The organism is Lachnoanaerobaculum sp. (assembly GCF_057250505.1).
This window is the reverse complement of record NZ_DBHIEQ010000020.1, coordinates 40,293-55,468: the sequence shown is the minus strand read 5'-3', so window position 1 is coordinate 55,468 and position 15,176 is coordinate 40,293. Positions and strand designations below refer to the sequence as shown.

The following is a 15,176-nucleotide window of genomic DNA, read 5'->3' as shown; positions in this document are numbered from 1 at the left end:
CTGTGGTGTGGATATGTTCGGACAGGGTACTGTCGATAAAAGTTTTGGTGAAAACGTTGGTACTATGGAGCATGCAAGAGCTAAAGTGGATGCAGGAATTGAATTTATGAAAAAGCTTGGTATAAAGTATTATTGTTTCCATGATACAGATATTGTACCTGAGGATCAGGAAGATATAAATGTTACAAATGCAAGATTAGATGAGATTACAGACTATATCTTAGAAAAGACAAAGGATACCGATATTAAATGTCTTTGGACAACCTGCAATATGTTCAGTAATCCGAGATTTATGAACGGTGCCGGAAGCTCAAACAGTGCGGATGTATTTTGCTTTGCAGCGGCACAGGCAAAGAAGGGTCTTGAAAATGCTGTAAAACTTGGAGCAAAGGGATTTGTATTTTGGGGAGGTAGAGAAGGTTATGAGACACTTCTAAATACAGATATGAAGCTTGAAGAGGAAAATATAGCAACACTCTTTACAATGTGCAGAGATTATGGACGCAGTATAGGCTTTATGGGAGATTTTTATATTGAGCCTAAGCCGAAGGAGCCTATGAAGCATCAGTATGATTTTGATGCCGCAACTGCTATAGGCTTTTTAAGAAAATATGGGCTTGATAAAGATTTTAAATTAAATATAGAGGCAAATCACGCTACACTTGCAGGTCATACTTTTCAGCATGAGTTAAGAGTATGTGCAGTCAACGGTATGATGGGGTCGGTAGATGCCAATCAAGGAGATACATTACTTGGATGGGATACTGATCAATTCCCTACAAATGTCTATGATACTACATTGGCTATGTATGAAATATTAAAGGCAGGCGGACTCCGTGGAGGTCTGAACTTTGATTCAAAGAATCGCAGACCAAGTAATACAGCCGATGATATGTTCTATGGCTTTATAGCAGGTATGGACACATTTGCACTTGGACTTATTAAGGCGGCGGAAATTATAGAAGACAGAAGAATAGATGATTTTGTTAAAGAAAGATATGCAAGCTATAATTCAGGAATAGGTGAGAAGATAAGAAACAAAGAAGTGACACTGATAGAGTGTGCCGAGTATGCCGCAAAGCTTAAAAAGCCTGAAATGCCGGAATCAGGAAGACAGGAATATCTTGAGAGCGTAGTGAATAATATATTATTTAGATAGTAATAGAAAAATTGAGTGTTCTCATTTTTATAAAGGAGGAAGTTATGAAATTGAAGAAATTATTTGCATTTGTGGTTGCCGGTATGATGGCTATGTCATTGGCGGCATGTACAGACGGAAACGGACCTGAGCCGTCAAAGGCTGAACAGTCACAGTCTGAGAGTTCCAAGTCGGAGAGCGGTTCACAAAATACTGATGCAAAGAGCGGAAAGATAGGCATATCAATGCCTACAAAATCACTTGAAAGATGGAACAGAGACGGTTCATACCTGGAAAAAGAGTTTGAAAAGGCGGGATATAATGTATCTTTGACATACTCCGATAATAAGATTGACCAACAGGTAAAGGACATAGAAGGACTTATTGCAGATAAGGTGGATTTGCTTGTAGTTGCGGCAATTGACGGAGAGTCATTAGCACAGGTATTATCTGAGGCAAAGAATCAGAATATTCCTGTTATTGCTTATGACAGACTTATTATGAACACAGATGCTATATCATACTATGTATCATTTGATAATTATACAGTTGGAAAACTTCAAGGAGAGTTTGTAGCAGATAAGCTTGGTCTTGCAAATGCGGGAGATAAAAAGTTCAATATTGAATTTACAGGCGGAGATCCGGCTGATAATAATGCAACCTTCTTCTTTAACGGAGCAATGGATGTTATAAAACCTTATATAGACAAGGGAACAGTAGTGGTTCCTTCAGGTCAGACAACATTTGAGCAGGTCGGAACGGCACAGTGGGATACTTCAAAAGCTTTATCAAGATTCCAAAATATTTTAGGCTCTTATTATTCAAACGGAACACAGCTTGATGCTGCGATATGTTCAAATGATTCAACAGCTCTTGGAGTTACTCAAGCTATTCAATCAGATTATGCCGGAAGCAATGAAATAATCATTACAGGTCAGGACGGTGATGAGGCAAATTTGGCAAATATTATAGATGGCAAGCAGACAATGACCGTATACAAGGCTGTTGCAAATGAAGCGGTTGCTACACTTAACTTAGGAGAGTCTATATTAAAAGGAGAAAAGCCGGACGAATCATTGATAAAAAAATCAGGATGGAGCTTTGATTGTACATATGATACATCATCATATAATAACGGATCTGCTGTGATACCGTCATATTTATTAGTTCCGGTAACAGTTACCAAAGACAATATTCAAAAGGAATTGGTTGATACAGGATATTATACAATGGGAAGTGACGGATATCCGCATCCGGTACAGTAAATATTGATAATCCGGATTTTATTGGCAGTACACTATTGGAGGCAAAAGCATTTGCCTCCAATATCATAACATTGGCATATTTAGCAGAAAGGCGGATATATTGAAAGACTATATTTTGGAAATGAAAAATATTACAAAGGAATATCCCGGAGTGAAGGCTTTAGATAATGTCAATCTACAAATCAAAAGAGCCGGTATACATGCTTTGGTAGGAGAGAACGGAGCCGGAAAATCGACACTTATGAATATTCTTTCCGGTACCATACCATATAATGAATATTCCGGTCAGATTTTTTATAATAATAAAGAGTGTAAATTTCAAAAGATACATGACAGTGAGAACCTTGGTATTGTAATAATACATCAAGAGCTTGCACTGATTCCGGAACTTACAATAGCTGAAAATATGTTTCTTGGTAATGAAAGAAAAAACAAATTCGGTGTTATAGACTGGAATGAAACATTTCATCAGGCAGCTGTTGCCATGAAGGCGGTGGGATTAAATGAAAGCACACAATCTTTGATAAAGGACATAGGAACCGGAAAACAACAGCTTGTAGAGATTGCAAAGGCAATATCAAAGAATGTAAAGCTTCTGATATTAGATGAACCTACTTCATCATTAAATGATGAGGATTCAAAGATGTTACTCGATATGCTTATTCGTTTTAAAAAGGAAAAAGGAATTACATCAATAATCATCACTCATAAATTGCAGGAAGTGGCATATGTAGCTGATGAGATAACAGTTATAAGAGACGGGATGACTATAGAGACTATAGATAATTCCAATCATTCTATAAATGAAGAACGAATAATAAAGGGTATGGTAGGACGTGAACTTGAAGACAGATATCCGAAAAGAAATCATATAATAAGTGATGAGATAATGTTTGAAGCCAAAAATTGGACTGTATATCATCCTATATATACTGAGAAATGTGTTGTAGATAATATAAGTTTTCATGTTAAGAAGGGTGAAGTTGTCGGGTTTTCAGGATTACAGGGGGCAGGAAGAACAGAACTTGCAAAATCACTTTTTGGAAAAAGCTATGGAATCCATATTTCAGGGAAAGAATTTATAGCAAATAAAGAAGTTTTTCTAAATAGTGCCAGAGAGGCTATTGTAAACGGTCTGGCATATGTTACAGAGGATAGAAAAACTGACGGTCTTATACTTTCCGAATCAATTGCAAAGAACACTACTCTTGCACGAATGGAGAAGATAGCTGATAAAAGAGGTGTTGTGGATGTATCAAAGGAAAATATGGTCGCAAAAGAATATGTAAAAGCAATGAAAACCAAGACACCGTCAATACAGCAAAAGGTAGGTAACTTATCAGGCGGAAATCAACAAAAAGTATTATTGTCAAAGTGGATGTTTGCAGGGCCGGAGGTTTTATTTCTGGATGAACCTACAAGAGGTATAGATGTCGGAGCAAAATATGAGATTTACTCCATTATAAATGATATGGTAAAGGAGGGTAAATCGGTTGTGATGATTTCTTCCGATCTTACGGAGCTTTTGGGTATGTGTGACAGGATATATGTTATGAATGCCGGCAAGATAACAGGGGAGTTCAGTGCAGAAGAAGCCACACAGGAAAAAATAATGAGTACAATACTAAAGTCTGATTGTGCTGCGGTTAAATAGGAGGTTAAAGGTGAATGCAAATAAATTTGTAAAAAAATATACTATGGTACTTGCACTTTTAGTTGTGTTTGTATTCTTTACATATCTGACAGGCGGAAGACTTCTTCTTGCACAGAATATATCAAATCTGCTTTTACAAAATGCATATGTGCTTATAATGGCTTGTGGAATGCTTCTTTGTATACTTACAGGCGGTAATGTGGATTTATCTGTGGGATCGACACTTTGTCTTTCAGCTGCACTTTCAGCAAAGCTGTTAAGTGTGGGTATAAATCCGTTTATTGCTATATTAGTATCACTTGCAGTTACATGTATTATCGGTATTTGGCAGGGCTGGCTTATCGGATATATACATATACCTCCTTTTATATGTACATTGGCAGGTATGTTTTTATTCAGGGGTATAGCCAGAGTTATTTTGGATTCAAAGACCGTTGCCGTAATGGATAAGAAGTTTCTAAGTCTCTTTACATCATATATACAAATACCGGGACTTGACGTAAATCAAAGAGTTATTTCATCAATGGCGGTAGGAATACTTGTAGCTATAGCTATTACAGCTTATACCTTTATTTCAGAGCGAAATAAGATGAAAAAAGGTTATGAGAGTGCAAGTATAAAGGCAACAGCAATAAAAGTGGCTATATTTGATCTTGTAATATTATTTTATGCATATAAGCTTATGAGCTATAAGGGAATACCTATTATGCTTATATGGATACTTGTTGTAGTGGCTATATTTGCGTTTGTTACAAGTTCAACAGTTTTTGGAAGATATTTCTACGCTGTAGGTGGAAATGAAAAGGCAACAAGGTTGTCGGGAATAGACCCAAGGAAAGTTTATTTTTGGGCATACTTTTTGATGAGCCTTTTGGCAGGATTGTCAGGACTTTTGGTGGGAGCTCGTATCGGTTCTGTTGACGGAAATATGGGAAATTCATATGAGATGGATGCAATTGCTTCATGCTTTATAGGCGGTGCATCGGCATATGGAGGTTCGGGAACGATACAAGGTATAATGATCGGAGCTATACTTTTAGGTGTAATCAATCAGGGAATGTCGATACTTGGATTGCCGGATCAGTTCCAATATATTGTAAAAGGTGCTGTGCTTTTAGGAGCGGTAGTCTTTGATGTGGTTTCAAATCATAAAACAGGAAAGTCATAATCTATGTGTATAAGTAACTTTTATACACTTAGCTATAAATAATAAAGTTATAGATAGGGGGAGCAATTGTTTGACAATATAGTTTCAAGAAGATATACAAACTGTGCAAAATGGGATGAAATAATTGATGAATATGGAATTGAGGATCTGATACCGTTAACAGTGGCGGATATGGATTATAGGATAGCACCTGAGATTGTAAATGCGGTTATAGATGCTGCAAATCATGGGATTTACGGGTATACAAATGTAAGTGAAAAGTATATAGAACTGTCAAAGATATGGGCAAAAAATAATTACGGTTTTTTTCCGGAAAATGAATGGATAGTATATTGTCCAAGAATCATTCAGGCTATATCCTTAATAATACAAAATTATACAGAGAAAAATGATAAAATTCTTGTATTTACACCTCTATATGATCCTATTCAAAATGCGGTAAGAATAAACGACAGAGAGCTTGTGGAATGTCCTTTGATATTGGACAGCGGACATTATGAGATAGATTTTGAGGATTTTGAGGAAAAAATAAAAGGCGGAGTAAAAGTTTTTATTTCAGTATCTCCACATAATCCTGTAGGAAGAGTGTGGAGTGAGGAAGAAATAAGAAGAACTGTAGAAATTTGTAAACGATATGGAGTTCTTATAATATCAGATGAGACACATGCGGATTTTATTTGGAAAAATAAATTTATAAGTTATGCTTCATATTATGATATATATGACAATATAATAATAGGACTGTCAACATCTAAGAATTTTAATATTGCAGGGTTAGAGGCAAGTAATATAATTATAAAGAATGAAAACTTAAGAAAATCATTTAAACATTTATTAAAACAGGCAGGAATACATAATCCAAGTTATTTTTGTATACCGGCGGTTACAGCAGCTTATGAATACGGTAAAGAGTGGCTTGAACTTGCAAAAGAAAAAATAAAAGAAAATATAGACTTTGCAAAAGAATTTTTTGAAACACGAATGAAGGGGTTTAAAGTAGCAGATATTGAGGGAACATATCTATTATGGGTAGATTACAGAAGTACCGGAATTTCTGAGGAAATGTTAAAGGACTTAATGTTATATAAAGCACATATTGCATTCTCATTAGGCAGCGGATTTGGTGAAGACGGTAGAGGATTTTTCAGAGTAAATGTTGCTCTTTCAAAGGCGAAATTGGAAGAAGCTTTATTAAGATTTAAAAATAATATAAATTGGGGTGAAATTTATGAGTGATACAAAAAGAAAACCGACAATATTTCAGGCAATGTTTCCAATATTGGCAATGCTTATAATTCTGGGTGTCGGAATAGGATTTTTAGGCTTGCCGGCGGAGCCTTTGATTGTCTTAGCGGCAGTAGTATCCGGTATTCAAGCCGGAATATTAGGATATTCATATGATGAGATAATGAAAGAAATAGCAACAAAAATAGCTAAAGTATGGGGTGCTCTGTTAATTTTAGTTATAGTTGGATTTATGATAGGCTCATGGATGCTTGGAGGCACAATACCTATGCTTATATATTTCGGATTGAAGTTAATAAGCCCTAAATATCTTGCACTTACGGCATTTTTGCTTACAGCTATAGTGTCAGTGCTTACAGGAACTTCATGGGGCTCTGCCGGAACTATAGGCGTGGCATTTATGGGTGTTGCTATAGGAATGGATGCAAACCTTGCATTGGTTGCAGGTGCGGTGGTTTCAGGAGCATATTTCGGAGATAAGCTCTCACCTCTGTCTGATACCACAAATCTGTCTTCAGCAGTATGTGGAGTTGATTTATATGAACATGTATATAATCAGTTGTGGACAACAGGCAGCTCCGCAATTTTGGCTTCAATATTTTATTTTATAATGGGTCAGGTTGGAGCTAAAAACAATATAGTAGTACCGGAAACTATAAATATTCTTACAGGTACACTTGATAATATGTTTAAATGGAATATTTTACTACTGATTCCACTTGCAATAGTGCTTATAGGATCTATTACAAAAAAACCTACAATACCCGTGATGTTGTTGGCATCATTAATAGCACTTATAAATGCGGCTGTTTTCCAGAGAGCGGATCTGAAGAGTATTGTAGAGGTTACATTAAACGGATTTAATGTCGGAATGGTGGGAATGAATGAAGAGAGTGTAGCACCTGAACTTATCAGACTGCTTCATAGAGGCGGTATGATGTCAATGATGAATACTCTTCTTATTGCAGTATGTGCTATTTCATTTGCCGGAACTATGACGGTCACAGGCTCTCTTGATGTTGTAATTTCAAAGATGCTTGAAAAAATAAATTCTACGTTTAAACTTGTTGCATCAACAATAGCTACATGTCTTATAATAACAGGAGTTACAAGTAACGGACAGGTATCTATATTGATGCCGGGTGAAGCATTTAAAGAAGCATATCTTAAGATGGGATTACACCCGAAAGTATTATCAAGAACATTGGAAGATTCTGTAACATGTACGGAATGTCTTATTCCATGGACTGCCGCAGGTGCATATATGGCCAGCACCTTAGGTGTGGCAACATTAAATTATTTACCATACGCTATTTTAAATTATTCAGGAATGATTTTTGCCTTAGTATGGGCTTTTACAGGTATCGGAATTACAAAGATAAATAAAAATAATTAAACAACATCCCCCCTCTTTACTATAATATTCGGTAAAGAGGGGGATTTCATAATTTCTTCTCTCTTTTAATTTTATACAATATTTGATATAATTGATAATCATAGAATACAAGGAGGCTTTTATGGCTGATACATTGGATATAAATAAAGAAGATAATATTGAGGCTACTGAGGATAATAAGCTCGGTGAAGTAAAGATAGCTGACGAAGTAGTGGCTGTCATCGCAGGTATTGCCGCAACTGAGGTCGAGGGAGTTGACTCAATGGCGGGGAATATAACAAGAGATTTTATGGGTAAGCTCTCAGGAAGCAAGATAGCAAAGAGTATGAAAGGTGTAAATGTAGAAGTAAATGATGATAAAGTCTGTGTGGATTTATCTGTCAATGTAAGCTACAATTACAATATTCCTGAAGTGAGTGAAAAGGTTCAGGAAAGAGTGAAGAACGCTATTGAAAATATGACAGGGCTTACAGTACTTGAGGTGAACATAAAAATAGCTACTGTTGTAGCAAAGTGATGAGGTCAGGTAAATATATAAGGCAAATAACTACTATGGGTATGCTTGTAGCACTTGCAATGGTGCTGGGATTTGTGGAAACACTTATACCTATAAACTTAGGTATACCGGGCATGAAGCTCGGTCTTGCAAATATTGTAGTTGTTATTGCATTATTTTTGTTTGACGTAAAGACTGCTGTTGTGGTGTCAATACTTAGAATTATACTTATAGCAATGACATTTGGAAATATGTCCATGATGTTTTATTCTATAGCAGGTGCAAGCCTCAGCTTATTGAGTATGATTGCAGTATCAAAGATTAAAAGTTTTTCGCTTATAAGTGTCAGCATAATCGGAGGTATCATGCACAATGTGGGACAGATCATATGTGCGGCGTTTGTGGTAAGGACTAACGGTGTGTTCACATATTTGCCTGTACTTATAATTGCAGGTTTGGTAAGCGGAGCACTGATAGGTATAGTTGCCGGACTTATTTCGGTAAGGCTGACAAATGTCAAAATCGGCTAAGAGTTATAAGTAGTCGGATGTATTTAATATACAAGCTTGATTTTAATCAGGCTTGTTTTTTAGAGAGTAAAGGAGAAAAATATGGCAAATACAAAGATTGATGTTATTTCAGGCTTTCTTGGTGCAGGAAAGACAACATTCATAAAAAGACTTGTAGAAGGTAATAAGGACAAGGGCAAAACAATAATAATAGAGAATGAGTTCGGAGAGATAGGAATTGACGGAGGCTTCTTAAAGAATTCGGGCATTGAAATCAAAGAGATGAACTCAGGATGTATATGCTGTTCTTTGGCAGGAGATTTTGAAGCTTCACTGAGAGAATTGCTTGAAAAGTATTCACCGAACAGAGTTATAATAGAGCCGAGCGGTGTAGGTAAGCTTTCAGATGTATTAAAGGCTGTATCGGATGTAGAAAAGGATTTGCCGGTTGAGTCAAACTCTGCTGTTACCGTAGTAGATGTAAAGAAATGTAAAATGTATATGAAGAACTTTGGTGAGTTCTTTAACAATCAGATTCAGTTTGCAAATACAATAATACTTTCAAGGACAGACCTTGCAGATGATAAAAAGATTGAAGAGGCGGTTGCGCTTATAAAGGGTGTAAATCCTGAGGCAACTATTGTTACAACTCCGCTTGATAAGTTGAGTAATGAAAAGATAGAGGAGATGTTGTCAAAGCCTATAGATTTAAAGAGTGAGTTGTTGGAGGAGTTGGCAAAGGAGCATGAGCATCATCACCATCACCACGAGTATTGCGAACATGAGCACCATCACGACCATGATGAACACTGTGAACATGAGCATCACCACGAACATGACGAACATTGCGAACATGAACATAACCACGACCATGACGAGCATTGCGAACATGAGCATAACCACGACCATGATGAACACTGTGAGCATGAATATCACCACGACCATCACGACCACTGCGGATGCAGACATGATCACCATGACCATCATCATGCAGACGATGTATTTGACAGTTGGGGCATGGAGCAGGTACCTGCAATCAGTGAAGACAAGTTAAAGAGCATCTTAGACGGCTTTGCCGATGAAGAAAAATATGGTGTTGTACTTAGAGCAAAGGGAATGATAAAGGATGCAAACAGTGACGATTGGTTCTACTTTGATTTGGTTCCGGGAGAGAACGATATAAGAAGAGGCGATGCTGAATACACAGGTAAGGTATGTGTTATCGGTGCCGGATTAAAGAGTGAAGAACTGAAGAAGTGTTTTAGAGCATAGTGCTTGTTGAATGGAGATATTATGGAACAATTACCTGTTTTTGTCATCAACGGCTTTTTGGAAGCAGGAAAGACACAATTTATGAAATTCACAATGCAACAGGAGTATTTCAGAACTGACGGAAATACTCTTTTGATTGTTTGTGAAGAGGGTGAGGAAGAGTATGACGAAAAGCTGCTTGAATCCACTCATACGACTGTGAAATATATAGATGATATAAATGACTTAACTTTGCAAAAGATGGAGGAGCTTACCAAAGAGGTAAATCCTGAGAGAATACTTATAGAGTGGAACGGACTTTGGGAGCAGGATAAGCTTGAAATACCGAATATCTGGTTTATCAATCAGATGATTACCGTATTTGATACATCAACACTTGATCTTTATATTAAGAATAAGGACTTGAAAGCATATATGGGTAAGATGTTAAGAAATTCGGAACTTGTTATCTGTAACAGGGCTGACGATATTGACGAGGATACACTGAGCGCATATCATCTTCAGATAAAGGCTATGGCTCCTAATGCCGAGATCATATTTGAAGGTGAAGAAGGCGAAATAACCGGAGATTTCAGTATAAACTTACCATATGACCTTGATGATGCAAAACTTGTCATAAAATCTGAAGATTACGGCGTTTTCTATGTCGATACTATGGACAGGCCGGAAAAGTATGACGGCAAAGAAGTGGAGTTTACGGCACAGGTTGTAAGACCGAACGGAATAGGTGATGATATACTTATAACCGGAAGAAGGGCAATGACTTGCTGTGAGGCGGATATTCAGTTTTTAGGTTTTGTATGCAAATATAAAGGAGCAAAGAACTTTAAAAATAAGGACTGGGTTAAGGTAAAGGGAAAAATCAAATTCGAGATGAATAAACAGTATCGTGCAAAAGGACCTGTAATATATGCTGATGATGTATTGCTTACAGGGCCGATAGACGGTTTGGTTCAGTTTTAGGAGGATTATGTCGGATTTAGAATTGCTGAATGAGGCAAAGAAGGCCGGAAAGATGGCATATGTTCCTTATTCAAAATTTAAAGTAGGAGCTGCACTTTTGACAAAGTCGGGGAAAGTAATACATGGCTGCAACATTGAAAATGCCGCCTATACACCTTGCAATTGTGCGGAAAGGACCGCTTTTTTCAAGGCGATATCGGAAGGAATATATGATTTTTGCAAAATAGCCGTTGTCGGAGGATTTGAAGATACCGGTTTCGACAATATGTGTACTCCATGTGGAGTATGCAGACAGGTGATGCAGGAGTTTTGCAATCCGAAAGAGTTTGAGATTATAATGTCTGACGGTGCAAAAATAAGAAGTATGAAATTGGAAGAACTGTTGCCGTTTGGATTTGGACCTTATAATCTGAATAAATAAAAATGATATAGGATGGTTTAATGAAAAAAACATTTTTAAATAGATTTATATTGGTTACTACATTGGGTGCAATACTCGTTACAGGTGCCGGAAGGAACTTGTTCATAAAAGAAATCAATGCTTTTACAACTAAAAAAGGATATGTAGATGTAAGTAACTTAAATGTAAGATCAAAAGCCGGTACCGGAAACAATACGGTTGCAACATTGCAAAGAAATACATCCGTCACTGTACTTGATGAGGTAAACAGTGACGGAATGTACTGGTACAAGATTTCATTCAATGTAGGCTCGGGAGATAAGGAAGGATATGTAGCAAAGAACTATATAAGAACAGAGTCCACAGCAAGTTATAAAACAGATGCTGATTTTGAGTCTTCAATTGCAGGCTTCCCTGAGAGCTATAAGAACAGACTAAGGGCATTACATGCGGAATATCCCAACTGGAAATTTGTTGTACAGAATGTAGATATCCCTTGGGATGAAGTAATAAAAAATGAATCAAAAGTCGGTTTGAACTTGGTGTCAAAGAATTCAAAAACATCTTGGAAATCAATGGAAAAGGGTGCATATGATCCTAAAAGCGGGACTTGGATAGGATATGATTCAGATAAGTGGGTATCTGCAAGTGAAGGCATTATAAGGTACTATATGGACCCTAGAAACTTTCTTGATTCCACCAATATATTTCAGTTTTTAAACCATGGTTATTCTACAGGTGAACAGACTGAAGAAGGTGTTGAAAAGATGCTTAAAGGCACCTTTATGGAAAGTAAGTCAAGTAAAAATACTGCCGTTCAAACAAGTGCGGCTACAACACAGGCTACAGAAAAGATTATTACAGCAGCTGCCACAGTCAATAAAAGCAGTGAAGTTTCCGGCACAAAGTCGGTTACAGAGAGTAAAGGCAGTGTTGACTATTCAAGTGCAAAGGCACCGGGTGAGAGCACAAGCACCGGAGAATATGTGAAAGTTGACGGACCTGTCGCAAACACTAATGAAAGTGCAAAGCTTGTGGGTCCTATGGAAGAGCCGGAATCAAGTGTAGATTCTCCTGTTAAAGAAAGCAGCTCTGTTAATGAAAGTGATAAAGGTCCGGGCTATACAGAGCCTGCGACTACAACGGCTTATGTTCCGACAACAGAGTTTTCAGACCCGGAGCACGGACCGGGAGTGGTGAACGGTGATGCTATAAAAGAGAGTATCAGTTCATCGGACAGCATTCATGCATCAAGTGCGGCGAATGCAGAGACGGAAAATCCGAATGCACTCTCAAACGGAACAACTTATGTGGATATGATTATGGATGCCGCAAAGAAATCGGGTGTTAATCCGTATGTACTTTCAGCAATGCTTATCCAAGAACAGGGTTATGAAGGAACTTCAGGACTTATAAGCGGAAGCGGAGGCATATACAATTTCTTTAATATAGAAGCGTATCAGTCGGGAAATCAGTCGGCTACGGAGAGGGGACTTGCTTGGGCAGGAAGCGGAGACACATACCTCAGACCGTGGAATACAAAGGCTAAAGCTATAATGGGAGGTGCTTTGTACTACGGTACCAATTATGCAAAGGCGGGACAAAATTCGTTCTATCTTAAGAAGTTCAATGTACTTGGGGACAGCAGATACAAACATCAGTATATGAGCAATATAGAGGGTGCAAAGAACGAGGGTGCTATGCTTTCAAGAGCATACTCCGAAGAAGATAAGAACGGAGTATTTACATTCTACATACCTGTGTACAGGGATATGCCTGATATACCGGCTGTGATGCCTGACGGTAACTAAATATAAAGAGAGGAAAGTAATACTGTATTTACATAGTTTTATGCAGTAATGTCAGAGAATAAGATGAAGTATTTAAAAAATTCTAATGTAAATGTCATCATACCTTCTTTTTTACTTGCCCTAATATTTTCAATAGTATTGACTTTCAATGCTTTTGCGATGGGTATCAGTATAAGCTTTGCAGATGTTAATGCAACAGTGGGTGATGAAGTAAATTTAGTGATGACACTTTCGTCAAGTGACGGAAATATAGACAGTGCGACTGTGATGTTAAGCTATGATGACAGTGTACTTGATTTTGTAGGAGGAACCAATGCACAGGGTGGTGCCGGAAGTATAAAGGTTACATCAAATACCGGAACCAATTCAAGCAATCAAAACTATTCCTTAAAGTTTAAGGCTAAGGTTGCCAAAGATACCACCGTGGTGGTAAGTTCATGGGAAGTTTATGATAACAATGCAAAGATGGCTACAATGCAGTCACAGGGTAGCGGTAAGATAAAAATAAAGGATGCTGAGGTCGCTCCCGGTACAACTGACGAGAGTACTGTAGAAAAGAAAAAGGAAGAGTCAACTACTGCGGCGGCAGATAAAAAAGATGCTTCACTTTCATCTTTGAAGGTCAGCCCGGGAAAACTTACTCCTGATTTTAAAAGTAATGTAAAAAATTATGACATGAATGTTGCCGGAAATATTTCAAATATTGCGGTAAGTGTAAAGCCGAGACAGGACGGTTCAAAGGTTGTTATTACAGGAAATGATAATCTTGTTGTAGGTGTCAATGCGGTAACGGTAAAGGTAACGTCACCTGACGGATCTGTGGTGGAAAGTTACATCATAAATGTAAAGAAAAGTGAGATGAAAAAGACTCAGGAAGATTCGACAACTGCCGAAGAGAGTGTTGTTGCCGAGAGTGAAGGTGAAGATTCGCTGGATATTGTTTCCACAAACAACGGTCTTACTATCGGAGGAATAGATTATCAGGTATCCGACTCATTTGATAAGAACATTTTGCCGGAAGGTTTTGAGGAGTCTACATTCACATATAAGGGCAGAGAAGTTAAAGCCGGTAAGATGAAGAATCAGGATGTATACATCTTATACCTTGTAGGTAATGACGGTTCCGGAGATTTTTATATCTATGACGATGCTTCAGATAAATGGTCCGTATATACTCAGATAGATACCAATACAAAGAGTATCACTGTAATGCCTCTTGATAAGGGTGTGGAAGTACCTAAGGGATTTGTTGAGAGTATATTGGTAATAAACGGCAAGAAGATTCGCGGTTGGATATGGGGAAGTGACAATGAAAAGAGATATTGTGTAGTATATGCCATGAATTCGGACGGCAGAAAAGATTTCTACAGATATGATATGGAAGAAGGCACTATACAAAGATACTTTGTAGACCCTAATGCCGATACCGGAGTGTCAAAGGCTGAATACGATGTACTTGAAAAGAAATATGAGAGAAGTAATGAATGGCTCAGAAATGTAATAGCGTTGGCAATTATACTGGGTGTATTTGTAATAATACTGCTTATTTCAAAGGCATCAAATAAAAAGAAGGCAAAGAAAGTAAGTAAGAAGGTTACAAAAAAGAAGAAGAATAAGAGTAATATAACAAAGAATGTAGATCTTATTTCTGACAAAGATCAGGATGATGAGGCTCCTCTTGAATATATGCCTCTCGGACAGAAAAAGGAAGAGGTAAAAGAGATAAAGAAAGATAAGCCGGATATAGATGACGGATTTGCCGAAGTAGATATATCTGACGGATCGGACGAAACGCCTGAGATAAAGGATGAGCAAAAAGAAGAAATAAAATCTGAACAAACTGCTGAAGAGCCAAAGGA

Annotated in this window: 13 protein-coding genes; all 13 read left to right on the top strand. The window is 37.5% G+C overall.

The window, feature by feature from the left end; all coding sequences use genetic code 11:
• Positions 1-1,159: xylose isomerase (xylA, locus tag ACO6FI_RS09320; RefSeq protein WP_485457098.1), on the top strand; the 1,159-nt coding region annotated here is incomplete at its 5' end.
• Positions 1,160-1,203: 44 nt separating this feature from the next.
• Positions 1,204-2,403, top strand: a complete 1,200-nt coding sequence (locus tag ACO6FI_RS09315) for a substrate-binding domain-containing protein (RefSeq protein ID WP_485457097.1) — start codon at positions 1,204-1,206, stop codon at positions 2,401-2,403.
• A 100-nt stretch (positions 2,404-2,503) separates the two neighbouring features.
• Complete coding sequence (locus ACO6FI_RS09310; RefSeq protein ID WP_485457096.1) at positions 2,504-4,057, top strand: ATP-binding cassette domain-containing protein; 1,554 nt, start codon at positions 2,504-2,506, stop codon at positions 4,055-4,057.
• A gap of 10 nt (positions 4,058-4,067) precedes the next feature.
• On the top strand, positions 4,068-5,225 hold the full coding sequence (locus ACO6FI_RS09305; protein ID WP_485457095.1) for a sugar ABC transporter permease: 1,158 nt from the start codon (positions 4,068-4,070) through the stop codon (positions 5,223-5,225).
• 66 nt (positions 5,226-5,291) lie between these two features.
• Complete coding sequence (locus ACO6FI_RS09300; RefSeq protein ID WP_485457094.1) at positions 5,292-6,461, top strand: MalY/PatB family protein; 1,170 nt, start codon at positions 5,292-5,294, stop codon at positions 6,459-6,461.
• Entirely contained in the window at positions 6,454-7,866 is a 1,413-nt protein-coding gene (gene nhaC / locus ACO6FI_RS09295) for a Na+/H+ antiporter NhaC (RefSeq protein ID WP_485457093.1), read from the top strand. The genes ACO6FI_RS09300 and nhaC overlap by 8 nt, the downstream gene beginning before the upstream one ends.
• A gap of 121 nt (positions 7,867-7,987) precedes the next feature.
• Positions 7,988-8,383: an Asp23/Gls24 family envelope stress response protein gene (locus tag ACO6FI_RS09290; RefSeq protein WP_485457092.1), complete on the top strand. Its 396-nt coding sequence runs from the start codon at positions 7,988-7,990 to the stop codon at positions 8,381-8,383.
• On the top strand, positions 8,383-8,892 hold the full coding sequence (locus ACO6FI_RS09285; RefSeq protein WP_485457091.1) for a Gx transporter family protein: 510 nt from the start codon (positions 8,383-8,385) through the stop codon (positions 8,890-8,892). The genes ACO6FI_RS09290 and ACO6FI_RS09285 overlap by 1 nt, the downstream gene beginning before the upstream one ends.
• An 81-nt stretch (positions 8,893-8,973) precedes the next feature.
• Entirely contained in the window at positions 8,974-10,143 is a 1,170-nt protein-coding gene (locus ACO6FI_RS09280; protein WP_485457090.1) for a GTP-binding protein, read from the top strand.
• Positions 10,144-10,164: 21 nt separating this feature from the next.
• Positions 10,165-11,106, top strand: a complete 942-nt coding sequence (locus tag ACO6FI_RS09275; RefSeq protein WP_485457089.1) for a TIGR03943 family putative permease subunit — start codon at positions 10,165-10,167, stop codon at positions 11,104-11,106.
• Positions 11,107-11,113: 7 nt separating this feature from the next.
• The gene (gene cdd / locus ACO6FI_RS09270) at positions 11,114-11,527 is read left to right on the top strand and encodes a cytidine deaminase (RefSeq protein ID WP_485457088.1); all 414 of its coding nucleotides are present in this window, start codon (positions 11,114-11,116) and stop codon (positions 11,525-11,527) included.
• A 20-nt stretch (positions 11,528-11,547) separates the two neighbouring features.
• Positions 11,548-13,317, top strand: a complete 1,770-nt coding sequence (locus ACO6FI_RS09265; RefSeq protein WP_485457087.1) for an SH3 domain-containing protein — start codon at positions 11,548-11,550, stop codon at positions 13,315-13,317.
• A 63-nt stretch (positions 13,318-13,380) separates the two neighbouring features.
• Positions 13,381-15,176, top strand: a 1,796-nt coding sequence (locus ACO6FI_RS09260) for a cadherin-like beta sandwich domain-containing protein (RefSeq protein WP_485457086.1), incomplete at its 3' end; no start/stop codon positions are given.